Source organism: Paenibacillus sp. FSL R7-0026 (assembly GCF_038004485.1).
Classification (GTDB): Bacteria; Bacillota; Bacilli; order Paenibacillales; family Paenibacillaceae; genus Paenibacillus; species Paenibacillus xylanexedens_A.
Map to the genome: position 1 here is coordinate 2,514,888 of NZ_JBBORG010000001.1, position 24,102 is coordinate 2,538,989.

The following is a 24,102-nucleotide window of genomic DNA, read 5'->3' on the forward strand; positions in this document are numbered from 1 at the left end:
CTGTATTACCGCTATGCTTCTTAATCAATAGTATATAGAAAAAGATGCCATTACGAGGATATCGTATTGGCATCTTTTGATTTTTACTCATTATTTGATAGTCATGTTGATTACTGGGAAATTTCATCAGGATTTATATTGCAGGTTCATCCGACAGCTGGAAACGGGAAACGAAATACCAGATGAGCTCGCGACGTGAGGATACCTTGGTTTTGGCGAAAATGGATTTTAAATGATCCTGAACCGTGTATACAGAAATATGCATCGCGGCAGCAATCTCTTTGGAAGAATAGCTGCGCAGCACATATCCGAGCAGTTCCCGCTCTCGACTGGATAATCCGTGGCTTTCGGCGAGCAAGGGCAGCAAATCCTGTGGCATCGCCTGCTCCAAACGGATAGCAATCTGATCCGGTCCCGTAAGCTGTTGCATGAGACTGGCATGAAGTATGAGGTAACGCCCATCCGGAAGTTGAATGCAAACTTTGGAGGGTGAGTCGGGTGCAATCTGAGTACTCACGACCAATTCTGCCCGATTCTTGCGCTGCAAGTGTGAACTCACTGCACGTACCGGACGGGGGAGAACATCAGGCCCTACATGTTCCAGCATGCGCAATTGTGACAGCCAATATTGAGCGGAGGCGTTCAGGGATAAGAGCTGGAACGTGTCTGAGGTGATCAAAATTCCGGGTTCCTCGGGACTTTCACTCGTAATCTCATCGATCAGTGTCAAGCTCGTGGACCGCAGCATTGATGCAATAGAAGCAGTCCAGGACTGAATCATCCACCGCTCCTCCTCTGTAAAGACAGCACTTTCTGTCTTACGATATAGGGTCAGATATCCCCAGCAAGCGTCTCCACTGACCAATACAGCACGTAGTTCATCTCCAAACCCCGCTGGCTGAAGAATGTTGATATAACGTTGGCTTTGTTCAAGCTGTAAGTTCATGGACGTATGAAGTGTAGCTGTATGCTCACCGCTGCGAATTAATTCAGCGTATTTATGTATATCTTCTTCCATGTATTCATTGATGAATAACCGATCATGAATGGCCTCAATGCCATCTTCTGTCACGGCTCCTGTGGAGAGAAGAGTCAGAGGATCAACGGTAGTGAAACAGTATGCATCGTAAGGTATAACCGTATGGATCTGCTTGAGAACAGCTTCCCGATAGGTACGTGAGGTCCAGGTTCCTTTTTCAAGAGAAGTGATAAGTCTGTGGTTCCGATCAATACGTGATGTCAACAAGATTACTCCTCTCTCTGTGCGCATATCCCAATGTTCTGGGATTGTAGGCTCGCCGTATCCTTCTATAATGAAATTAGACGAACAACGAGTCAAGTCTAACTTCAATTCAAGAGGAGTGCGGTGTCCATGAATCACAATCCATCACCGATGAGCTGGGAAACAGCAGATGTTCATCGTTACGAACAATCGATAGCCCTGAAAATTCCGGGTTATTCTCATATGCATGATCTAATGGAACGGCTGCTTTCAGCATCTTTTGCGAATAACAACGATATTCATATCCTTGTTGCCGGAGCGGGAGGGGGAAAAGAGATTGCTCTGCTCGGATCACGTCATGCCGGTTGGACATTGACTGGAGTAGATCCATCACAGCCCATGCTGCAACTTGCTGAGAAACGAGTCGCGGAAGCAGGCATCGGTTCCAGAGTGAAGCTGCAACCTGTCACGGTTGAAGAATTGCCGGAGGATATTGTATATGATGGGGCGACAAGCATGCTCATGTTACATTTCCTTCAGGGGATGGAGGCCAAGAGAACGTTTCTTACCAGCCTCGCAACGAGACTTAAACCGGGTGCACCACTGATCATTGCGTCTGTAAATGCCCATCTTCGTTCACCTGCACATCCAACTATGATGCAAGCTTGGAAGGATCACATGTTGAGTGTGGGCGTCCTTCCTGAAGAGTGGGAGCGGTTTGCTGCTTCCCTGGGCCGTGAATCTGATCCAATATGCTCTGAAGACATGACTCAGCTACTGACCGAATGCGGTTTCTCACATATTACACGTTACTTCGGGGCGTTCTGGGTGGAGGGGTATTATGCAATTCGAAACTAACGTAAAGCCTATAAAAGATCAGATCTGGGTGGTTGGCGGTTATGGTCAAGTGGGGCAGATGATATGTACTCAACTGGGGAAATTGTTCCCGGGTAAAGTATGGGCTGCGGGTACACGCATGAATCGTGCGGAAGAATTCAGCAGGTCTACAGGTGGTGCTGTGCTACCACTTCAACTGGATGTAACACGACCTGTAGAGCCATCCATGTTAAGGCCTGTGAAGCTGGTCATTATGTGTGTGGATCAGAGCGATACCCGGTTCGTTGAAGCCTGCGCACAAGCCGGAACCGACTATATTGATATTTCTGCAAAATATGATTTTCTCGCTCAGGTTGAACAGCTGCACACCAAAATGCAACGTTCCCAATCAACCGCGATCCTCAGCGTTGGATTATCACCTGGAGTGACTAATTTGCTTGTGCGCGAAGCGACCATGCATATGGATCAGGTAGAGGAAGCAGACATTACCGTAATGCTGGGACTTGGAGAGAAGCACGGAAAAGCTGCCGTGGAGTGGACCGTTGATCAGATGAATGCCACTTACCAAGTGATGCAAAAGGGCAAACCTGCTGAGGTACAAAGTTTCGGAGATGGCAAAAGGATTGATTTTGGAGCAAAACTAGGGCAGCGGAAGGCCTATCGATTTAACTTTTCGGATCAGCATGTGGTTGCTCGGACGTTACGTATTCCAACCGTATCTACCAGACTCTGTCTGGACTCCCGCTGGATCACAAGATCCATGGCAATCTCCAAACGTGCAGGGTTGTTTTCGTTGTTGCGTATCCCGTCTATTCGGAGTGGAACGGTTAAGGCATTTGGCCTTATTCCTGGGGGAGAGCCGATGTATGCGGTCAAGGTCGATGCCATAGGATGGGAAAATGGTGAGCAAATCGGCGTCGAACAACTACTGGTCGGCGCAAAGGAAGCAGATGCAACAGCAGCGGTAGCTGCAGCCGTGGCAGAACGTGTGTATAAAACAGAATTGCCACATGGTGTATTTCATATTGAACAGTGTCTGTCTTTGCAGGACATTCAGGATGCACTTCATACGCCACTAAAGGTGACGACCAAGATCACCTAGTTTTATGTTCTTTTGCTGAGAACCTCCGATCTGCTATGATGGAACAATAATCAAGGCATGAATGGAGGGAGATCATGAACTGCGTTGCTGTATTACCTTATTACAAAGTACAGAGAGAAGTGACGGGTCTCGCCCAAGAGATTGAGATGAATGCCCGCTCCATGATTCTGTATTCAGATAAAATCGTGACCAAATACCGCGAGTTCAACATCACGGAAGTGTTTGACATGTCATTTCGCCGTATGGGTGATGAAGGTGGATTTTTCTATCTGCACACAAGCACAGGAGTATATCCATATATGGTCGAAATCGACCCCAAACCTTTTATACAAACTTTCAGAAAGATGACGATACAAAAATTAAAATGACTTGACCTTGTCGTTACGTGAAGGCTTACCCTCGGATATGGAAGGAACCATAACCAACCCAGAGGAGCCGTGAATGTAATGAGTATATTGATTCAGCAAGCGACCATCTTAACGATGAAAAATGCCGATGCCCCCTTCACGGGGGATATTCGTGTTGAGGGAGATCGTATTACGCAGATTGCTGATCACATTCTGCCTCAACCGCAAGATGAGATTATCGATGGTCGCAATAAGGTTGCCATGCCAGGACTGATTAATGCCCACCAACATACACCAATGAGCCTGCTCCGGGGATTCTCGGATGATCTGAAGCTGATGGAGTGGCTCGAACGCAAAATGTTGCCTGCCGAAGCGAGGATGAACCCGGAAGACATCTATTGGGGTGCCAAGTTATCCATCGCAGAGATGATCCGTTCGGGTACCACTGCTTTTGCGGATATGTATATCCATATGAATGAGATTGCAGAAGCGGTTAAGCAAACGGGTATGCGGGCATCGCTTACACGTGGGATGGTATTCATGGAGGATGATGGGGGACGCAGGTTGCAGGAGGCGATCGATCTTGTGCAACGCTGGTCTGGAGCGGCCGATGGGCGGATTACAACCATGTATGGACCCCACTCACCCTATACATGTCCTGTAGAGCCGCTACGTGAAGTCATTGCTCTGGCTGTCACTGAGGATATTCCTCTGCATATTCATCTGGCTGAGACAAAGGAAGAAGTTGTAAAGATTCGTGAGCGCTATGGCATGACACCGACAGAGTATTTGGAAGAGGCGGGGATGTTCGAACAGGCACATGTACTGCTTGCGCATGGTGTACATCTGAATCGAAGGGACATCGGCAGATTGAAGGGCATGCGCGGCGGTGTAGCACACAATCCAGTCAGCAATCTGAAGCTGGGGTGTGGAATTGCTCCGATTACCGAGATGTTGGCCCAAGGAATTAACGTGGGAATCGGAACGGATGGAGCGGGAAGTGCCACAACCGTCGATATGTTCGAGGAGATCAAAGCCGCGACCTGGCTGCAAAAGCTGGACTATGGTGACCCAACTCGCTTGCCAGCCAAGGACGTACTAAGCATGGCTACACGTGGAAGTGCTAGTCTGCTTGGCCTTCAGGATGAAGTGGGGATGCTTGAGGTGGGGTGCAAAGCTGATCTGATCCTGATCGATCTGGCGAAACCACATCTTCAACCGGTACATGAGGTAGAATCATTACTGGCTTACAGCGTAAATGGGGCGGACGTGGATACCACGATCGTGAATGGTCAGATCCTCATGAGAGGCAGAAAGCTGCTCACGATTGATGAGGATGAACTTTACCGTGAGGTGAAGGTTAGAGCCAAAAGGATTGTTGAAGGAATTTAATTTTAGATGATTTTGATCCAAACTGGAAAATGATTTGTGTTCAAAACGCTATGGAGGCTTACTCCATGGCGTTTTTTGTCGAGTCACAACTGGAAATAGTTCCATAGTCCTGTTCAGAATCGGTTCAGAATGACTCGTTATACTGAGCATGTAGTTGTTCAAATTTGAAATGTAAACGAGGAGGAACATGAATTGAAGGGGAAACAAAACAAAAAACGGCTTAAGCCGATATTGAAAAAAAGCATGTTGACTGCGCTCGGGCTGGGCATTGCATTGCCTATAGGTGGAACGCTTCCTCAAGCTAATGCGGGAGAAATTGGTCCAGAGATCAAGATTTCGCGACCTGTGCTCAACGATGGCATCCATTGGTTAAATTATTCATCGGAACAAAACGATCCTTCTTTTGTGTCCGGTATACCCATCGAGGTAACGAACAGAACAGTTACGATTGATTTAAGTACCCATTTTCATCCGGATGAGTTTAATATCATCAGCGCCACTTCAGGTGATTATAGTGTAGCAAGCGTATATATAGAAGGTGGAAATAAATTAGTTGTTGTTCCTTATAGAAGTGGCAAGATCAATATTGAATTGAAAGCTAAATATACTGTATCTGATGTACCGGAAACGGTTACGGATAACTTTGAACTTTACATTAGTAAAAAAGGTGATGTAAATGCAGACGGAAAAGTGAATTCTGCGGATGCAGCAGAACTTTTGACTTATCTTCGTAATATGGTCAGTCGCCGCGGTTATTCTTATGTAGAGATGAACCGAATGGACGTGGATCGTAATGCAGAACCCACTTTGGGGGATATGAATGCGTTGTTAAACGGATATGCCAATAAAACACTTGGCGCGAAAAACAATGACTATGTGTTGACCTTTCAACAAGTGGACGATGCGCCGTATGTGCTGAATGGTCAATTGAAGAATTACATGGAGAACGCAATTGCCACAGATTATTATTTAATGGATGTTGATGGTGATGATATTGATTACATTAATACTCCTTCTTATCAGTGGTACCGCGCAACAGACCCTTCAGGAGAAGATAGAGTGCTGATAGAAGGAGAAACAGCAGAACAGCATACCCTTACATTTGAGGACGAGGATTATTATCTTGTGCTCGAAGTGACTGCTCATTCCACTTCGGACGCGAATACGGAGCCTAGACGAGTATACATTGTTGGAAAAGAAAAAATACAACGCCCTGATTAAGTCATATTTTTTAATTTAGATAACGAATAACAATTTTTTTCTATCGTTACCATACATTATACCAATTGATACAGACATGGAGGCTAATACATGTTTCAACCGAAAAAGAAACGTCCAAGAATCAGAAGAACAATGTCAGGTCTCATCGCACTGACGCTACTCTCGTCTCTCGTATTCCCGAGTATAGCTGGGGCAGAGCCGGTAGAACCATCACAGGTGCAATTTGCAAATGTTAGTGTACAGGCGGGGCAGACGGTTCATGTCCCTGTTACATTAAAGCAGTCCTATTCTCAGGTTAGCGCTTATAATATGCAGATTGATTATGATACATCTGCCCTGGAAGTTGTCCGTATCACGCCTAAATCTGTCAGCATCATTAGCACATCCCCAGAAGAAACCGGTACAGGAGACTTCCAGTACGTAATTAATAACGAAGAAGGCTGGGTACGGATCATCTGGGTTGATTTCAATGCAGGTGAACGTCTGATTTCAGACGAACAGCAATTATTTGATATTGAGGTCAAAGCCAAAAATAATGCGACTCCTGGAAAAAAACAGCTCACAGTGGTGCAAGGCGATTCAGAACATTGGCATTTTACAAATGTAGAACACAATAGTGGTGCTCAGTTGTCAGGTGGTGAAATTACCATTACGAATGGCAACTCATCAGGTGGCGACAATTCTGGCTCGACACCTACACCGAATCCTGGTAACTCTTCAGGTGGAGGTGGAGGAGGAGGAGGAAGTGTATCACCAACTTCACCAGTCGTTACCCCAGTTCCATCGACTCCGGCGGTAACTAAAGGTGTAGACATCTATGTGAACGGTCAGAAACAGGAACAATCTGCAACGGCCACCACATCAACGGTAAACAATCAGGTTACCACCACGGTTCATGTGGATAATGACAAAGTCATCAATCAGATTGGTAGTGGATTAAGAACGCTTCTGCTGCCTATTACAGGTACTGGTAAAGGCGCAGTCGTTGGTGAACTGAACGGCAAGCTGGTCAAAACGATGGAAGGAAGTAATGCCGAAGTTGTCATTCAGACTGATAGCGGTACGTACACACTTCCAGCTAATCAGATTCGGCTAGATCAGATTCTCAATCAATTCGGAAACACGATTCTATTGGAAGATATCACTATTCAAATCGCTATTGTGCCTAGTGCTACATCCAAGCAAACAGCAATTCAGGCCGCAGCGGACAAGCTGGAGAACACTACGGTGGTTGCAACTCCGGTTGATTTTGAAGTAAAAGCGATCTGGAATGGGCAGCAAGTTAATGTAGATCGTTTCAACTCTTATGTAGAGCGCTCCATTACTTTGCCAGAGGGTGTCGATGGTTCAAAGATCACGACAGGAGTTGTGCTTCAGCCAGATGGCAGCCTTCTGCATGTACCGACCAAGGTTATCAAAGGTAACGTGCAAGATTCTGCTATTATTAACAGCTTGACGAACAGCACTTACGCTCTGATCTATCATCCGGCAACATTCAGCGATGTAACAAGTCACTGGAGTCGGGATGACGTACAGGATCTGGCATCCCGTCTGATCGTACAAGGTACTGGTGAGAACGTGTTTGCGCCAGACCGGAGTATTACACGGGCAGAGTTTACGGCTGTTCTGTTAAGAGGTTTGGGGCTGCACGCACCGCGCAGTACAGAAGAGGCATCATTCACGGATGTGAAGACAGGCAGCTGGTATGAGGATGAGGTTCAGACGGCTGTGTCCTACGGTCTGATCTCAGGATATGCTGATGACAGCTTCCGTCCGAACAGCGAAATTTCTCGTGCTGAAGCGTTGACCATTGTGTCACGTGCGATGAAACTGGTCGGTCTGGCACAGGCCGATGCTTCAGAGACAACAAGTCTGCTGAGCACATACAGCGATAGCGCTAAAGTACAAGCATGGGCAGCAGAGCCGGTTGCATCGGCAATTAAACAAGAGCTGGTACAAGGTGCTGATGGCAAACTGATGTCCGATGCAGACATTAGTCGTGCGCAGTCGGCGGCGATTGTCAAAAGGCTGCTGGCAAAAGCGGGATTAATCTAAACTTTATAAGTTGAACTAAAGATTATTTACACTGACACTACGACGATAGAATAACCTTCCAATCGCTGTTATCCCCAGATTTTTTTGAATCCCTTTTCCAAAGGTGAAAATCCGGGGATAGCTTATGCTTCCGATGTAGCTTTCTTCCAGAAAGCTTTTAGGCGAACGCTTCGCTTTTTCAGGTTTTTTCTGTCTTCTCCGTTATCGTGTAAATGATTAGTTTAACTTATATTATCAAATGCAATAACGAAATAAGACAACCCGAGTCCTTATATCTAAGGATTCGGTTTTTTTTGCATATAGTTCTTTTGAACAACCTCTTATAGGTGCAATGGTCCAGTTCATTATCAGTTCATACTGATTTGTTACGATATGAACACCAAATAGATAGATATTGTGCATGATCAGGAGAGGAAGAGATCCATATGAAAATACTAGAAGTTAAAAATGTGAAGAAATCATACACCTTATATGGAAAAGAAAGAGTACCGGTACTCCACGGTTTGAACCTGAGTTTTGAGACAGGGGAATTTGTCTCCATCCTTGGCGAATCTGGCTGCGGTAAGTCGACACTGATGAATATCATTGGTGGCATGGACTCCGACTATGAAGGGGATGTCGTTGTTCGTGGCAAGAACTTAAGTGCCATGACCGAGAAAGAAATGGATGATTATCGGAAGAATAATATCGGCTTTGTCTTTCAAAATTTCAATCTGATCCCACATCTGTCTGTCCTCGAAAATGTGACGATTGCGATGCAAATGACGGATACCAATGAGAAGGAGCGCAACCAACGTGCTGTTGATATTTTGACAGAGGTTGGGCTGAAGGATCATCTGAACAAACGTCCTAACCAGTTATCTGGCGGTCAGAAGCAACGGGTTTCCATCGCACGGGCGTTATCCAACAATCCGGATATTATTCTTGCAGATGAACCGACGGGTGCTCTGGATAGGGAAAACGGAGATCAAATCCTCGCTTTGCTGGACAGTATAGCCAAAAAGGGAATGCTGGTGATTGCCGTAACTCACTCGCAGAAAGTCGCTGACTCCGGTACACGTATTGTGAAGGTTGAAGAGGGGCGCATTAGTGACGATATTCACCTGAAAGATCCTTCTACGGCTGTTTACGAGAGTGGTCAGGATTCTTCCCGGAGCTTGAGCTTGCTTGCTTCATTCAAGATGGCACTTAAAAATATGAAACTCAACGGCAAGCGTAATGTACTGGTAGCATTGGGTGGATCTATAGGCATATTAAGTGTACTCCTGATGCTCTCCTTGGGGAATGGTATAACGACGTATATGAATGACGAAATCAATTCGAGTATGGACCCTTTGCTCGTGGATATAACCAAGCCGAGTGAAGAAGCCAAGGACATGCAAGGTCCCGAGGCCTTGATGGCACCAGGTGAACCGTTCACCGAAGCTGATGTTGAGACGATTCGCAATTTTCCTAATGTGGATCATGTAGAGACAATTACAACTATTACAGGCAAATCCACTATGGTGAATGAAAAACAAAGTGTAGGACTCACACAGTTAACAACGTTAACGGATGCTTTTGATCCAGCACTGATGACAACTGGTGTTCTGCCGGTAGAAAATCAGATGCTGTTACCCCTCGATACGGCGAAACAATTAAGCGGAAATGATCAAGCTGAAACCATGATCGGCAAGTCCGTGTTTCTATATATTAATGAGATGGATGGCAATAATAAACCAGTAACTTTGGAGAAAGAAGTAACGATCTCAGGGATCTATGAAGCCGCAGATCAACGATCTCCAATGCAACAATCGCCGGGATACATTTCATCAGAGACGCTGGAGCAAATGTATACAGACAAAGGAATAACAATCGGGCCGATTCAAGTTAACGCCTATGCAACCGATATGAAATATGTAAATGATATCAATGAAGCTGCTGTGGATGCTGGCTTCGCAGGCTCTCAAATGGCCAAGGTCATGGAGAATATCACGACATATGTAAGTATGGCTTCCATTGTACTTGCGGGTATTGCAGGTATTTCGTTGATCGTATCCGGTATTATGATACTGGTAGTACTCTATATTAGTGTCGTGGAACGGACGAAAGAGATCGGAATTCTTCGGGCGATTGGAGCAAGAAAGAAAGATATCAAGCGAATATTCTTCTCCGAATCTGCCTTATTAGGCGTATTTAGTGGTATTATTGCGGTAATCTTTGCAGTGATCATTAGTTATGTATTAAATATTCTCCTGGACAATGCGTTTGGAGCAAAACTCATTAATCTCTCGGGATATTATATCTTGTTTGGTATCGTAGTAAGTACAGCGATTAGTATTGTGGCCGGTTTGATGCCATCATCAAAAGCGGCGAAGCTGGACCCGATGGAATCCTTACGATACGAATAAAACTAATTGCGGAAAGGATAATGGCTGCATGAACACAATTCTGGTGGTGGACGATGATTCCCATATCCGCAAATTAATCCGAATCTATCTTGAAAAGAATCAATTCTCTGTGCTGGAAGCAGCAGACGGTCAAGAGGCGTTAGATATCCTCTCGCATACGAAAGTTGATCTGGCGATTGTGGATGTGATGATGCCGCGAATAGACGGTATTGAACTGACGGAAGATATCCGGTCTTATCTGGATATTCCCATCCTGATGGTGACTGCCAAGGGAGAATCCAAGGACAAAGTCAGAGGATTTAATGCCGGGTCAGACGATTACCTGGTTAAACCGTTTGATCCTGTGGAGTTAATCCTGCGTGTAAAATCGTTACTGAAACGATATAACAAAAGTTCATCAAACATGATTCAGATCAGCGGTGTTACGATTGATTTGGGCAACCTGATGGTTGTTGCGGATGGACAAACTATCGAATTGAAAAAGAAGGAATGTGAATTGTTATTTTCTCTGGCGAGTTCGCCAGGGAAAATATTCACACGTACACAGCTTATAGATGACATATGGGGCATCGATTACGAAGGAGATGAGCGTACAGTTGATGTACATATCAAACGGTTAAGGGAACGTCTTGAACATGTTCCTGAGTTAGTGATCTCAACGATAAGAGGACTCGGTTATCGGCTGGAGCGGGCATGAAAATGTTTAGAAAAAGCCTGCGACTTCGCATCGTAGCTACGTTTATCGGGATTGTTCTGGTGAGTTTAATTCTCTCCTTTATGATAAATAACGGGTCTCAGGAAAAGACACCGAATCGTTTTATGGTTACCTTTGCTCAAGATCTGGCTACACTGATTAACCTGATCGATGATCCGGAAAAAGTACAATCAAGCTTAGGTATCTTTGCTCGCTACGGCTTAAATATCACTCCAGTGAATGAACAAAGTGAAGTGTTATCTTCCTTGCCAGAGGACAAAGTTCATTCGTTATTTGATTCGGGTACAACGGATGCCATTTTTCTGTCCAGTAAAGATGGAATCGCGACCATAGGTGTTCCTGGAACAAACGAGGGGATCGGCACATTTCTGATTCAAAGTGATTTCTCATCTCTTTTTCATACACTGCGAAACACGCTCTTAACCTCACTGTTAACGGTTCTGGTGATTGGCAGCTTATTAATCTTGTTCATGTCCGGGTATATTGTGAAACCGATTAAGAGATTAACGGTTGCAGCGAAGGAGATGTCATCAGGTGACCTGTCGGTTCGCTTGAAACATAATAATCAGGATGAGTTTGGCGAACTGATGGAGAGCTTTAATCATATGGCCAGTGAGTTGCAGAAAATCGATTCGGTTCGTGATGACTTTGTCAGCAACGTCTCTCATGAAATGCAGTCTCCGCTCACATCTATCAGAGGATTTACCAGAGCGCTACAGGATGGTGTTATTCCATTAGAAGAGCAGAAAGAGCATTTGGATATTATCTATGAGGAAACGCTGCGCTTATCGAGGCTCAGTGATAATCTGCTTCGGCTAGCCTCGCTGGATTCAGAGCATCATCCGGTTCATTTCACCACGTTCCAGTTGGATGAACAATTAAGAAGGGCGATCTTACTGGCGGAGCCGCAGTGGGCGCAGAAGGATATCCAGATCGAGTTGGACTTGTTGCCCTGCGAAATCACAGTGGACAAAGACTTGTTTGATCAGGTCTGGCAAAATTTAATAAACAATGCGATCAAATACACCGGTCCACAAGGTGCCATTCATGTCGAAATTGAGACGTCATCTTCACATGTAAAGGTATTGATTAGAGATTCAGGACAAGGTATACCTGAGGAAGCACTCCCGTATATCTTTGATCGATTCTACATGGTGGACAAAGCTCGGAGCAGCTCGCTTCGAGGAAATGGATTGGGTTTGTCCATTGTGATTAAAATTTTGAAATTGCATCAATGTACAATTAATGTAGAGAGCGAAGTAGGAAAAGGTACACAGTTTATTGTCACGATCCCCAGATCGACTATTACACCTACATCTTAAGGAAAGCCAGAAAATAGAGAGCAGCAATATGGTAACAATCGGTTCCTGTGTGTTCAGGATTCAGATTGCTGCCATATTGCTTTTTTGATATCTGTATTTGCGACAAAATTTCACATATAGTTTTGTTTAGCAGTGGATCATTTGATAAAATAGAAGAGACGTTATGTGAATCTATGAACTTAATTAATTTAATCATACAGAGAATGGAGCCATCCAATGAAATATCGCAATATGGAAGATTGTATTAACGATCTGGAGCAGCATGGTCATTTGATTCGGGTCAAAGAAGAGGTTGATCCTCATCTGGAGATGGCAGCGATCCACATGAAAGTACACGAGGCTAAAGGCCCGGCGTTGTTATTCGAAAATGTAAAAGGCTCAAAGTTCCAGGCCGTATCGAATCTGTTCGGCACGGTGGAACGAAGCAAGTTTATGTTCCGCGGTACGCTGGAAGGCGTACAACGGGTCATGGCAGTTCGTGACGATCCCATGAAGGCGCTTAAGACGCCATTTCAGCATGTCCGTACAGGTCTTGCTGCATGGCAGGCGCTGCCAAAACAGAAATCTATAAGCCTACCCGTGTCGGCGCAAGAGATTCAAATCTCGGACTTACCACTCATCAAACATTGGCCTATGGACGGTGGGGCATTTGTGACGCTGCCACAGGTTTATTCGGAAGATCCGGACAAACCAGGAATCATGAATTCAAACTTGGGGATGTACCGGGTTCAACTGGATGGCAATGATTTTGAAATGAACAAGGAAATTGGGTTACACTATCAGATTCATCGCGGAATTGGTATACATCAAGCCAAAGCGGTCAAAAAGGGAGAACCACTGAAAGTGAGTATTTTCATTGGTGGTCCACCTGCACATACACTTTCAGCGGTTATGCCTTTGCCTGAAGGACTAAGTGAAATGACATTTGCCGGCCTGCTCGCCGGACGTCGTTTCCGGTACAGTTACAAGGACGGGTATTGCATTAGCAATGATGCCGATTTTGTCATCACGGGTGATATCTACCCAGGCGAGACAAAGCCCGAAGGTCCGTTCGGGGATCATCTGGGCTACTACAGTCTGACGCATGAATTCCCGCTAATGCGTGTGCATAAAGTCTATGCCAAACCTAATGCTATCTGGCCGTTTACGGTTGTTGGTCGTCCACCGCAAGAGGATACGGCTTTTGGGGATTTGATTCATGAGATTACTGGAGACGCGATCAAACAGGAGATTCCAGGTGTCAAAGAAGTACATGCGGTCGATGCAGCAGGGGTCCATCCATTACTGTTTGCAATCGGCAGTGAACGTTACACGCCGTATCAGGCGGTAAAGCAGCCGACAGAGTTGCTTACGATTGCCAACCGTATTTTGGGTACGGGTCAGCTCAGTCTGGCGAAGTACCTGTTTATTACTGCTGAGGATCAGCAACCTCTGGACACCCATAAGGAAGTTGAATTCCTGACCTATATCTTGGAGCGGATGGATATGCAGCGGGATATTCATTTCCATACCCATACAACCATTGATACACTCGATTATTCGGGTACAGGACTGAACAGCGGCAGCAAGGTCGTTTTTGCAGCGTATGGCGACAAGGTTCGAGAGTTGTGCACGGAAGTGCCGGAGTCTTTGAAAAACATTCGTGGTTATGAGAATCCGCAGCTCATCATGCCGGGCATTGTTTCGATCCAGACATCTGCCTTCACGAGTTATGCAGATACAGCACAGGAAATGCAAGCATTCACGTCTCTATTGAAAGAACAGGGAGGTCTGGACGCTTGTCCGATGATCATTCTATGTGACGACAGTTCGTTCCTGAGTGCTAACCTCAGCAACTTCTTATGGGCAACCTTTACTCGAAGCAATCCTTCACATGATATGTATGGAGTTAATAGCGGATATGACCACAAGCATTGGGGCTGTGATCAGGTGATTATTGATGCGCGTGTAAAACCTCACCAAGCACCGCCGCTGATTCCCGATGCTTCGGTCGAGAAGAGCATTGAACGATTTTTTGTTAAAGGTGCTAGTCTGGGTTCGATCAAAATCTAATTTGAGATGTTTTGAAGAAGTTCAAACGGAGCGTTTGAACTTCTTTGGCTTACTCTGATACGGCGATGAGGCACAAAAGTGTGTAAAAGTTTAAAACCGGGACTAATTTGGATATTGGAGTGAGGATAAAGTCTTAGGCGTTCGTATTTACCATTGTGATTAAGGTCGTTTGAACTATGTATGAATTGAAGAATTATAACGATATAAAGAAGTATAGGTATTTTTGTGGCCCCGTTCCGTTGGGTGCTGTTACTATAATGAATTGTTCAGGGGGAATACCGATTTGAGAATCCATATTATGAACCTGCAAGACGGAGACCGTCTAACTGCGGATACATTCAGCGATGCAGGATTACACGTTCTCGGGAAGGGAACTGTGATCAAAGGTGAGGATATCACCTTGCTTATGCAGCACCGTGTAGATTATGTAGATATTGAATCACGCGAAGAGGAAATCACTGAAGCAGAATTTTTTGCAGCAGCCGCAAAGCATGCTTCGGGGATAACTACGAAGGAAGAACCGCCTGAAGAAGAGCTGAAGTCCCAATTTATTCAGACTGTACATAATTATCAAAATGCTTTTCTCGAAGCTCTGACCGTTGGCAAGTTCAACGCCACCATGGTGGATGATGCACTGCAACCGATGGTTGAGGGACTGGATGAGCAGAAAGATGTCGTTCATCTCCTGATGATGCTGGAGCGGGATGACGTCAATAACTATACACATTCAATCCAGGTAGGATTGTTGTCCTTCTACCTTGCGAATTGGCTTGGATATTCTCAGAAGGAGAGTTATCAGATTAGTCGCGGTGGTTATCTGCATGACATTGGAAAGTGCAAAGTATCCCACCGGATTCGGAACAAAACAGAACCGTTGACAGCGGACGAGCAGCTTGAAATGCAGCGTCACACCATATATGGTCATGAAATCATCAAAAATTCGATGACGGATGAAGCGACAGCACTGGTTGCTCTGCAGCATCATGAGCGGGAAGATGGGTCTGGTTATCCGATGCAGCTTGAGAAAAGTGAAATTCATCCCTATACCCAGATTGTATCTGTAGCGGATATCTATATAGGCATGAGATCAGGGAATCACGGAGGAAGCAATCCAAATCTGATCAACAACCTTAGAGATATCTATGGAATGGGATTTGGTAAATTGAATGAAAAACCGGTTCAGGCATTGATGCAACATTTGCTTCCTAATTTCATCGGGAAACAGGTACTGCTCAGCAATGGAGAAAAAGGTGTTATTGTCATGAACAATACGTCTGATATTTTCAAACCACTCATCAAAGTGGAGTCTGAAGAATATCGCGATCTCTCAAAAGAGCGTACGCTTGCCATTGATGAATTGCTTATTTAATCTAAATATGATCTGTATTCCTTACTTATATTGAGGACGGGCCTCCTGTACGAAGACAGGGGACCCGTTTTTTGTTATATCATCCTAAATATGTTGTTCGACCAAGGAAGCAAGCGTATACTTTGCAAAGACCTTATTTTCCTGCCAAGGAGCGATCGCCATGATTGAAGTGACAACCGAGATTACAATACATGCCTCGATTGAACGATGCTTTGACTATGCCCGGGATATTGATGTACATACTCAGACCGTCTGGCAACATACAAGAGAGCGAGCAGTTGCAGGAGTAACCACAGGAAGAATTGGAGCAGGGGATACCGTTACATTTCAGGCTACTCATTTTGGGGTCAGACAGAAGTTGAAGTCCCGAATTGTGCAGTTCGAACGACCTTTCCTCTTTGTGGATCAGATGGAGAAAGGGGCTTTCAAGAGCATGCGACATGAACACCATTTCAGCGTAATTGGGGATCAGATGACTTGCATGAGAGACACACTTCGATTCGAAGCTCCACTTGGATTGCTGGGATGGGCAACCGAACGACTTGTGCTGAAGAGATACATACAGGCATTTCTGGAGGATCGTAATCGTAAGCTCAAAGATATGCTTGAGCAGTAGCCAGAATTAAATGGATAGAGGAGAGAAGACATTTGATGGATAATGAATATTTTGTAGGTTGGGGCACACTTGCCTTGATTAATGCCGGACTGGCTCAGGGAAAAAACAGAAGTGGTCGGAACTGGTTTCTGATTTCCCTGTTATTTGGTCCGTTGGCAACTCTTTTTATTGTGGTGTGGAATAAACTGGACTAATTCAACGATCGAGATTCCGATGCATATAACGATCGATCATCCAGAACACAAGGGCTGCTGCACTAACGCCAGCACCTAACCAGGAAACAGCTGTCCAGCCCGCCCATGCATATACTTGGGTAGAAACGATGGAGCCAATCGCACTGCCGATGGAATAAAAGATCATATAAGCTGCCGTCAGGCGGCTCGTTGCTTCGGGGCGAACTTCGTAGATCAGGCTCTGGTTGGTAACATGAACGGCCTGCACGGCGAGATCGAGCAGGATAACGCCCAGGATCAGAAACCAGAGAGAATGATGGACATAACCGATGGGCAGCCAGGACAAGAGCAGAATGACAAGGGCGACACCGGTTGTTTTCTGCCCAAGGCCCCGGTCGGCGAGTTTACCTGCACGGGCAGCGGCCAGTGCTCCAGCCGCTCCTGCGAGACCGAATGCACCTATGACTGTATGAGACAGGGACAGTGGAGGGCTACTTAGTGGCAGTACCATAGAAGTCCACAAGATGCTAAAGGCTGTAAAAATCAGCATGGCCAGCACACCTCGTACTCGTAACACACGCAACTCACGGTACAGTTGCAAGACGGAACCGAGTAATTGGATATAGCTTTGTTTTACCTGTGGGGATTGTTGCCTTGGGAGAACAAAAAATAAGGCGACAATTCCGAGTAATGTAAGGCTGGCGGAGAAGAGATATACCGATCTCCACCCGAACCAATCGTTCAGCGTACCTGCAACCGTTCGTGCAAGTAAAATACCAATGACGATTCCGCTGGTTACCTGCCCGACAATGCGACCACGTTCGGAAGGGGCTGCCAAGTGTGCAGCAAAGGCAACGAGCGTTTGCGTAATGACCGCGAGTAGACCTACGACAGCCATGCCCGTGAATAAAAGTGAGCTGGATTGTGCGGTTCCTACGAGAACCAGTGCAAGCACGGATAAGAGCATTTGAATGATGATCAGCTTGCGGCGATTTAAGAGGTCACCAAGCGGAACAAGAAGGAACAGCCCCAAGGCATAACATATTTGAGTCACTGTGATGACAATCCCTATGGATGATGGAGAGAGGCTGAATTCTTGAGCGATGGAGTCCAGCAAAGGCTGAGCATAATAGATATTGGCGACCGCAAGTCCGCTGCACACGGCAAAAAGAAGAGCAACTAACCGTGACATGGCAGGACGATCCTTATTGGATAATTGTGCATCTGGAGAAGAAGTTTGCATAAATGGATGTCACCTTTCTATTATGTACCGATCGGTATGTTATGTTTCGGGATAACCATACTTTATTTGCGTGAATTCTGTCAACAGAGAATTGGGTGAGATTTTCAATTTGGTTAAAAAGGCTTTATGGAGGAGGTTACTTAATTATAATAATTTTAAATGAGTGATCTTTGACTTATCCATTGTTATGAGGTTAAAATATATAAACATACTGATCGATACATAAAGAGGTGAGTTGTATGGTTAGACAACGGGAATTTGATACGGATAAAGCACTTGATGCAGCGATGCATACGTTTTGGGACAAAGGGTTCGAAGCGGCATCTTTAAATGACTTGACGACCGCAATGGGCATACAACGTCCCAGTCTGTACGCGGCTTTTGGCGATAAAAAGGAATTATTCGAAACAGCACTTCGCAGGTATACCACTCAGCATGCGGCCCAAGTCAGAGCCAGACTTCAACAGGGCTCCTCCGTGCGGGAAGCCTTTCGTGGATTGTTTGAACATATTGGAGCAGAGGGGAGTGTGACCGAGCCTAGTCACGGCTGTTTTTGCATTAATACGATGGTTGAGCTGGCTCCACATGATCCCAAATTCGCTGTTCTTACACGGGAGCATCAGATGTACCTGGGTGTTCTTTTCAAAGAAACGATAGAACGAGGGCAACAGAGCGGGGAGTTGTCTACTGACATGAACGCGAGTGCGGTCGCACAGTCTCTGGTTGTATCCATGATTGGACTGACCGTACTGATGAAATCAGGACCGGACCGCTTGTTTGTAGAGCAGAGCATCCAGGTTACGCTGTCTTTGCTGCAGTAATAGGTATTTATTCTGTTTAAAGTGATGCGGAGTTGCTACAATATGTTTAAGAATTGAGCAGGTATAGGAGGAGATCAGACATGAATACGAAGTTGCGCTGTGCTGTTTTGGATGACTATCAGAACGTTGCGCTGACGTCGGCGGACTGGGGTCCGTTGATGGATCAGGTGGAGATTCAGACATTCAACAACTATATGGGCTCGGAAGAAAAAGTCATTCAGGAATTGCAGGATTTTGATATTGTGGTCCTGATGCGGGAACGTACACCGTTTCCAGAGAAGGTCATTTCGCAGCTCCCTAGGCTAAAACTTCTGATTACAAGTGGTATGCGCAACGCATCGATAGATCTCAAGGCTGCAGAGAAGAACGGCATCATTGTGTGTGGAACCGAGGGAAGCTCTAATCCGCCGACGGAGCTTACATGGGCACTGATTCTGGGGCTGTCCAGACAACTGGTTACGGAAAATAATGCACTTCGCTCCAATCGAAACTGGCAGAGCACTGTAGGGTTGGATTTGCATGGGAGAACACTTGGATTGCTTGGTTTGGGCAAAATAGGTACTCGTATGGCTGAGATCGCACAAGCATTCGGTATGGATGTGATGGCCTGGAGCGAGAATCTGACACAAGAGAAAGCCGAAAAACATGGTGTGATCTGGTGCGAGACCAAGGAGCAACTGCTTGCACAGAGCGACATCGTATCCATTCATCTAGTATTAAGTGATCGTACGCGGAATCTGATCGGACAAGCCGAATTTCAACTAATGAAATCGAGTGCGCTATTAATAAATACGTCGCGAGCGGGCATTGTAGATCAGGAAGCTATGGTGGAGGCATTGCAGCGTGGTGTGATTGCTGGTGCAGGTCTGGATGTATATGAGCAGGAACCGCTACCAGTTAACCATGTAATGCGAACATTGCCCAACGTTCTGGCCACACCGCATCTGGGTTATGTGACTCGTGGCAATTATGAGATCTATTATAATCATACCGTAGAGAATATAGCGATGTTCCTGAAGGGAACACCGATCAGGCAACTGCTTTCTTAGAATGAACGTATGCGGAGTATGACTCTGCTATAGTTATATATAATCAACGACAAATAAGGTGCTGCCAGGAAAGAGTTAGACCTGAGCAACACCTTTTTAGTATATCTGTGTAGAAAACAAATGAAGGGACGGATGTAAAATACATCCTATCCTGGTGACCCATCCCCCTCACCAAATTTAACTGCGTGGCCCTCGCTGGGAAGAATGAATCATGGCTACGCTTGATTCACGAACGATTAAGCGTGGTTCAAATTGGATGTGTTCGTAATCGGTCGTGCTCATCTCCCGAATTCGTTTTAACAATAGCTCAGTAGCAAGTCTGGCGACTTCTTCGCCCATTATGGACACGGAACTAATCTGAGGAGACGTGACGGTTGTCCATTGATTGTTATCGACACCCACAACTGCCACATCTTCAGGTACACGAACCCCTAACTCCTTGAACCGATTAACCAATCCGATGGCAACCATATCATTAATGGCATAGACAGCATCTGGCATATGCGTAAGTCCATAGAAATAATCTGCAGCATTGGCACCTGTATTCAATGAAAAGTCCTCACCAAAGTATACGAGAGAAATGTCTACGTGACCTACGGCTTGCTCATACGCACGAAAGCGTTCTTCAATAATGTCCTTTGGTGCTCCTGCATAAGCGATTCGAGTCCGGCCAATTTTGAACAGATGTTCCATCACCAGTTTGCCTTCAGGCTGAGACAGAGAGACGATATCTGCCTTCATGCCCGGTTCCAGTTTTTTGCCGTAATTAATCATGGAGATAGGGAGCGGCGCTTTATCAATCAGTCCGGGTAACGTTTTGGGGTACGCCAGAGGCATGAAGATCAGTCCGTCTACATGCAATTTTTTGACATTACGAATGGTTTCAAGCTCCGTTCTGGCATTGCCTGCCGTATTGATCTGCACGACATGGTACCCATGCTGCTTCGCCGTTTGCTCTACAGACCAGGAGATTTCCGGAATGATGGCGTTACGTATGTCGGGTACTACAAGCGCGATCTGGTGCGTTTGCCGGATTTTCAGACTCTGTGCCGAGGTGTTGGGTACAAACCCCAGTTCTTCAATGGCCTGCATAACTTTATCCCGTGTTTTACTGCTGATGCCTTCTGAATTGTTGATGGCCCGGGATACGGTAGCGATGCCGACGCCGGCACGCTCTGCAACGTCCTTGATCGTAAGTTTCTGTTCTTTCCTCAATGTACGCTTACCTCACTTTATCGGAAACGATTCCGAATTATTAGGAATATGTATGAACTTCACGATAGTTATATAACTTGATTATAACATTTGAACAATGAAGTATCCCGTGAAAGGACCAGATTTATGGCGAGGCCTGATTTAATTTCAATGGAACTACAATAATATTTGCCATAATATATGTTAATAACAAGGATTACATCGTTTGTAATACCGCTAAGATCACTTGAATTAAAGTATAAGCATTCTAAAGTGAACTCGATATGATCATGAAATAGACATATTAATGGAGAAATATGTTTGACAGCGTATCTAAAATGTGACATATTTAATTTACGGAAACGTTTCCGATTATATCACAAATTATGATCTGGGAGATGAAATGAATGAAAGCATTACGTTGGCATGGAGTCAAAGATTTACGTCTCGAAAATATTAATGAACCTCACCCTGAAGAAGGAAAGGTCAAAATAAAAGTGGAATGGTGCGGTATCTGCGGCAGTGATTTGCACGAGTACACAGCAGGACCAATCTTCATTCCCGCTCAAGCACCGCATCCGCTAACAGGGGAACAAGCGCCTATAGTTATGGGGCATGAATTCTCAGGACAGGTGGTTGAAGTAGGGGAAGGTGTTACACGTTTCAAGGCAGGCGATCGTGTTGTGGTAGAACCCATCTATGCATGTGGACACTGCGAAGCTTGTAAACAGGGCAGATACAATCTGTGCGATCAGATGGGCTTCCTTGGACTCGCTGGAGGCGGAGGGGGATTCTCCGAGTATGTAACTGCTGCAGAAAACATGGTACATGCCATTCCGGATTCAATCTCGTATGAGCAAGGTGCGTTGGTTGAACCTTCAGCTGTAGCACTTCACGCTGTGCGCCAGAGCAAACTGAAAGTGGGAGATACGGCAGCTGTGTTTGGCGCAGGCCCAATCGGACTACTGGTCATCGAAGCGCTTAAAGCTTCGGGAGCGTCGGATATTTATGTGGTGGAGTTATCGGATGAACGGAAAGCAAAAGCCGAAGAGCTCGGTGCCATTGTGATTGATCCAATGCAGTTTAATGTCGTGGAAGAGATCCATCAGCGCACACAAGGTGGCGTTAACGTAGCCTATGAAGTAACCGGTGTTCCACGTGTTCTGCAACAAGCCATCGATTCAACACGTATTGGTGGAGAGTTGATGATCGTCAGCATTTTTGAACAGGAAGCGCCGATTCACCCGAACTCAATTGTCATGAAAGAACGTACAGTTAATGGCATTATTGGTTATCGCGATGTGTTCCCGGCGGTTATCAGTCTGATGGATAAAGGTTTCTTCCCGGCTGACAAGCTGGTGACCAAACGAATTTCGTTGGATGAAGTGGTAGAGCATGGATTTGAAGCACTGTTGAAAGAGAAAAATCAGGTTAAGATTTTGGTAAAAGCTGAATAGAAATCACAGACAATAAGAACAAGTAGACAGCACATCAACAGATGTGGTTGTCTACTTTTTTTGTATAAATAGGGCGGAATTTGTTGCATGAACGGGTGGTTTTACATAGTATAAAAAGATACAAATTGTATCATCTTGGTGTGAAGGTAATAATGATGAAAAAATGAAGGAGGAAGCGGACATGCAGAGACATACAAAATGGACAGCCGTAATTTTGACCATTGTCGCAGGAATGAGCTGGATGCTTATGGGGAACTCCAAGCCGAAAAACACCACGTCAACGAGTCAACCCCCTGCGACGGAACGTGGGCTTGCCAAGGTGTCGAATGCACCGATCAGTTCAGCCGATGTAACATCGAAGATCGAACTGCTAGGCAGACCTTTTACCAAAACACCATATGCTAATAACGTCTGGGACATGCAACTGTACAACGGCAAGATATATTTGGGCCACGGAAATAGCAGCAATCTGGGCGTAGCTCCAAATTCAGGTCCTATTCCAGTCATTTATTATGATACAGCGAATGCAAAATTCAAGACCCAGTCGGTGACTAACAGCAATCCGAGCATTTTGCCATCAACGAAGATGTATGTGGATGAGGAACAGATTGATATCTACCGAGTACTAAACGACAAGTTATATATTCCTGGCAATGATTCCGATAGTGAACAGTGGGAGCTGGGTAACTTCTATCGTCTGGATGGAGAGGTGTGGACCAAATATCGCAATCTGCCGCTGGGTGTACACGTATACGATTTGGCATCTTATCAAGGCAAGATGTTTGCCGCGCTGGGTACAGAGTCCAAACCAACCATTCTAATCTCTCATAATGAAGGTGAAACTTGGCAAAAATATGCGACCATTAATACGTTTGGTTTCCGGGCTTATACCATGTTCCATCTTAATGGCAAGTTATATGCATCTGGCATGATGTATCCTGCCAATAAAATATGGAATGACAAAACTAATATTTTGGAGATTAATGAAAAGCTTGAGAAACGGGATGTTGTCATCTATGGTAACAAAATGCTGCCTGGACTAACCTATCAAACGGGCACGATTCCTTATAATAAAATAGGCAAGAATGTTAACTTCAATAACAAGTTGCTCTATATAGCAGGTGGCGTGTTTAATGATGGGCAGCTGCTGCCCAAATCTTTGAATGTCATGACCGACATCAATCAGGCAAGGCGAGTTAATCTCCCGGATGCCAAGGCGCTCCCAACCGATGTGCTGTTGCGTGATGGCAAGGTGTATGTGCTTACGTACACTCGCCAAAGTGCCAATCTGTATATCAATCGGGTCTACCAATCCACGGATCTGACCACATGGAATGAGATTTTACGTTTTAACCAGGACACCTATGCCAAGTCTTTCGAAGAGAACGAGGGTGACTTCTACTTTGGTCTGGGTACCGATCCGGATGTGTTATCAACTTCATCAGGGAAATTGCTTCGAGTGAACCGCAGTGATATCCCCGTGAATGCTAATTAAATTGGAAGGAAGATTATGGATTATATACTA

The 24,102-nt window shown here is 45.4% G+C and carries 20 protein-coding genes; 17 read left to right on the forward strand and 3 right to left on the reverse strand.

The annotated features are described in order from the left end of the window. Nucleotides 1-133 precede the first annotated feature (133 nt). Nucleotides 134-1,243 (reverse strand): helix-turn-helix transcriptional regulator, encoded by a 1,110-nt coding sequence (locus MKY44_RS11570; RefSeq protein ID WP_341007147.1) that lies wholly within the window; start codon nt 1,241-1,243, stop codon nt 134-136. Between the two features lie 129 nt (nt 1,244-1,372). Here MKY44_RS11570 and MKY44_RS11575 point away from each other — a divergent pair, with 129 nt between their 5' ends. The 13 genes from MKY44_RS11575 (at nt 1,373) to MKY44_RS11635 (ending at nt 16,834) form a co-directional block, all read left to right on the forward strand. Next, nucleotides 1,373-2,080, forward strand: coding sequence for a class I SAM-dependent methyltransferase (locus MKY44_RS11575; RefSeq protein WP_341007148.1), 708 nt, complete (start codon nt 1,373-1,375; stop codon nt 2,078-2,080). Beyond that, the gene (locus MKY44_RS11580; protein WP_341007149.1) at nt 2,064-3,161 is read left to right on the forward strand and encodes a saccharopine dehydrogenase family protein; all 1,098 of its coding nucleotides are present in this window, start codon (nt 2,064-2,066) and stop codon (nt 3,159-3,161) included. The genes MKY44_RS11575 and MKY44_RS11580 overlap by 17 nt, the downstream gene beginning before the upstream one ends. Before the next feature lie 74 nt (nt 3,162-3,235). Next, nucleotides 3,236-3,529: a hypothetical protein gene (locus tag MKY44_RS11585; protein ID WP_074094818.1), complete on the forward strand. Its 294-nt coding sequence runs from the start codon at nt 3,236-3,238 to the stop codon at nt 3,527-3,529. 78 nt (nt 3,530-3,607) lie between these two features. After that, nucleotides 3,608-4,900: an amidohydrolase gene (locus tag MKY44_RS11590; protein WP_341007150.1), complete on the forward strand. Its 1,293-nt coding sequence runs from the start codon at nt 3,608-3,610 to the stop codon at nt 4,898-4,900. Nucleotides 4,901-5,092: 192 nt separating this feature from the next. Beyond that, the gene (locus MKY44_RS11595) at nt 5,093-6,121 is read left to right on the forward strand and encodes a dockerin type I domain-containing protein (protein WP_341007151.1); all 1,029 of its coding nucleotides are present in this window, start codon (nt 5,093-5,095) and stop codon (nt 6,119-6,121) included. Nucleotides 6,122-6,211: 90 nt separating this feature from the next. Next, nucleotides 6,212-8,176 carry an S-layer homology domain-containing protein gene (locus tag MKY44_RS11600; protein ID WP_341007152.1) on the forward strand — a complete coding sequence of 655 codons (1,965 nt, stop codon included), beginning with the start codon at nt 6,212-6,214 and terminating at the stop codon, nt 8,174-8,176. 425 nt (nt 8,177-8,601) lie between these two features. Continuing rightward, complete coding sequence (locus tag MKY44_RS11605) at nt 8,602-10,566, forward strand: ABC transporter ATP-binding protein/permease (RefSeq protein WP_341007153.1); 1,965 nt, start codon at nt 8,602-8,604, stop codon at nt 10,564-10,566. A 28-nt stretch (nt 10,567-10,594) separates the two neighbouring features. Further along, nucleotides 10,595-11,263, forward strand: a complete 669-nt coding sequence (locus MKY44_RS11610) for a response regulator transcription factor (protein ID WP_341007154.1) — start codon at nt 10,595-10,597, stop codon at nt 11,261-11,263. Between the two features lie 2 nt (nt 11,264-11,265). Further along, nucleotides 11,266-12,603 carry a sensor histidine kinase gene (locus tag MKY44_RS11615; RefSeq protein ID WP_341007155.1) on the forward strand — a complete coding sequence of 446 codons (1,338 nt, stop codon included), beginning with the start codon at nt 11,266-11,268 and terminating at the stop codon, nt 12,601-12,603. Nucleotides 12,604-12,819: 216 nt separating this feature from the next. Continuing rightward, entirely contained in the window at nt 12,820-14,655 is a 1,836-nt protein-coding gene (locus MKY44_RS11620) for a UbiD family decarboxylase (protein ID WP_341007156.1), read from the forward strand. Nucleotides 14,656-14,938: 283 nt separating this feature from the next. Next, nucleotides 14,939-16,024, forward strand: coding sequence for an HD-GYP domain-containing protein (locus tag MKY44_RS11625; RefSeq protein WP_047842713.1), 1,086 nt, complete (start codon nt 14,939-14,941; stop codon nt 16,022-16,024). A gap of 160 nt (nt 16,025-16,184) precedes the next feature. After that, complete coding sequence (locus MKY44_RS11630) at nt 16,185-16,640, forward strand: SRPBCC family protein (protein WP_341007157.1); 456 nt, start codon at nt 16,185-16,187, stop codon at nt 16,638-16,640. 32 nt (nt 16,641-16,672) lie between these two features. Next, nucleotides 16,673-16,834 (forward strand): hypothetical protein, encoded by a 162-nt coding sequence (locus tag MKY44_RS11635; protein ID WP_155985038.1) that lies wholly within the window; start codon nt 16,673-16,675, stop codon nt 16,832-16,834. Nucleotide 16,835: 1 nt separating this feature from the next. Here MKY44_RS11635 and MKY44_RS11640 read toward each other — a convergent pair whose 3' ends face one another. Beyond that, a complete protein-coding gene (locus tag MKY44_RS11640) occupies nt 16,836-18,056 on the reverse strand; it encodes an MFS transporter (protein WP_341007158.1) in 1,221 nt (406 codons plus the stop codon). 239 nt (nt 18,057-18,295) lie between these two features. Here MKY44_RS11640 and MKY44_RS11645 point away from each other — a divergent pair, with 239 nt between their 5' ends. Further along, complete coding sequence (locus MKY44_RS11645; RefSeq protein ID WP_017688803.1) at nt 18,296-18,877, forward strand: TetR/AcrR family transcriptional regulator; 582 nt, start codon at nt 18,296-18,298, stop codon at nt 18,875-18,877. 80 nt (nt 18,878-18,957) lie between these two features. Next, the gene (locus MKY44_RS11650; RefSeq protein ID WP_341007159.1) at nt 18,958-19,926 is read left to right on the forward strand and encodes a D-2-hydroxyacid dehydrogenase family protein; all 969 of its coding nucleotides are present in this window, start codon (nt 18,958-18,960) and stop codon (nt 19,924-19,926) included. Between the two features lie 177 nt (nt 19,927-20,103). On the opposite strand, the gene MKY44_RS11655 is transcribed toward MKY44_RS11650, so the two are convergent. Next, a complete protein-coding gene (locus MKY44_RS11655; protein WP_076327868.1) occupies nt 20,104-21,141 on the reverse strand; it encodes a LacI family DNA-binding transcriptional regulator in 1,038 nt (345 codons plus the stop codon). Between the two features lie 386 nt (nt 21,142-21,527). Here MKY44_RS11655 and MKY44_RS11660 point away from each other — a divergent pair, with 386 nt between their 5' ends. Both MKY44_RS11660 and MKY44_RS11665 read left to right on the forward strand, forming a co-directional pair. Then, nucleotides 21,528-22,577, forward strand: a complete 1,050-nt coding sequence (locus tag MKY44_RS11660) for a 2,3-butanediol dehydrogenase (protein ID WP_076249528.1) — start codon at nt 21,528-21,530, stop codon at nt 22,575-22,577. Nucleotides 22,578-22,758: 181 nt separating this feature from the next. Continuing rightward, the gene (locus MKY44_RS11665; protein ID WP_339286614.1) at nt 22,759-24,072 is read left to right on the forward strand and encodes a hypothetical protein; all 1,314 of its coding nucleotides are present in this window, start codon (nt 22,759-22,761) and stop codon (nt 24,070-24,072) included. Nucleotides 24,073-24,102: the final 30 nt, after the last annotated feature.

What these genes read in the sequence shown, in the direction of transcription:
- MKY44_RS11575 (WP_341007148.1), top strand. Translation starts at nt 1,373, where the DNA reads ATGAATCACAATCCATCACCGATGAGCTGGGAAACAGCAGATGTTCAT.
- MKY44_RS11580 (WP_341007149.1), top strand. Translation starts at nt 2,064, where the DNA reads ATGCAATTCGAAACTAACGTAAAGCCTATAAAAGATCAGATCTGGGTG.
- MKY44_RS11585 (WP_074094818.1), top strand. Translation starts at nt 3,236, where the DNA reads ATGAACTGCGTTGCTGTATTACCTTATTACAAAGTACAGAGAGAAGTG.
- MKY44_RS11590 (WP_341007150.1), top strand. Translation starts at nt 3,608, where the DNA reads ATGAGTATATTGATTCAGCAAGCGACCATCTTAACGATGAAAAATGCC.
- MKY44_RS11600 (WP_341007152.1), top strand. Translation starts at nt 6,212, where the DNA reads ATGTTTCAACCGAAAAAGAAACGTCCAAGAATCAGAAGAACAATGTCA.
- MKY44_RS11605 (WP_341007153.1), top strand. Translation starts at nt 8,602, where the DNA reads ATGAAAATACTAGAAGTTAAAAATGTGAAGAAATCATACACCTTATAT.
- MKY44_RS11610 (WP_341007154.1), top strand. Translation starts at nt 10,595, where the DNA reads ATGAACACAATTCTGGTGGTGGACGATGATTCCCATATCCGCAAATTA.
- MKY44_RS11615 (WP_341007155.1), top strand. Translation starts at nt 11,266, where the DNA reads ATGTTTAGAAAAAGCCTGCGACTTCGCATCGTAGCTACGTTTATCGGG.
- MKY44_RS11620 (WP_341007156.1), top strand. Translation starts at nt 12,820, where the DNA reads ATGAAATATCGCAATATGGAAGATTGTATTAACGATCTGGAGCAGCAT.
- MKY44_RS11630 (WP_341007157.1), top strand. Translation starts at nt 16,185, where the DNA reads ATGATTGAAGTGACAACCGAGATTACAATACATGCCTCGATTGAACGA.
- MKY44_RS11640 (WP_341007158.1), bottom strand. Translation starts at nt 18,056, where the DNA reads ATGCAAACTTCTTCTCCAGATGCACAATTATCCAATAAGGATCGTCCT.
- MKY44_RS11645 (WP_017688803.1), top strand. Translation starts at nt 18,296, where the DNA reads ATGGTTAGACAACGGGAATTTGATACGGATAAAGCACTTGATGCAGCG.
- MKY44_RS11650 (WP_341007159.1), top strand. Translation starts at nt 18,958, where the DNA reads ATGAATACGAAGTTGCGCTGTGCTGTTTTGGATGACTATCAGAACGTT.
- MKY44_RS11660 (WP_076249528.1), top strand. Translation starts at nt 21,528, where the DNA reads ATGAAAGCATTACGTTGGCATGGAGTCAAAGATTTACGTCTCGAAAAT.
- MKY44_RS11665 (WP_339286614.1), top strand. Translation starts at nt 22,759, where the DNA reads ATGCAGAGACATACAAAATGGACAGCCGTAATTTTGACCATTGTCGCA.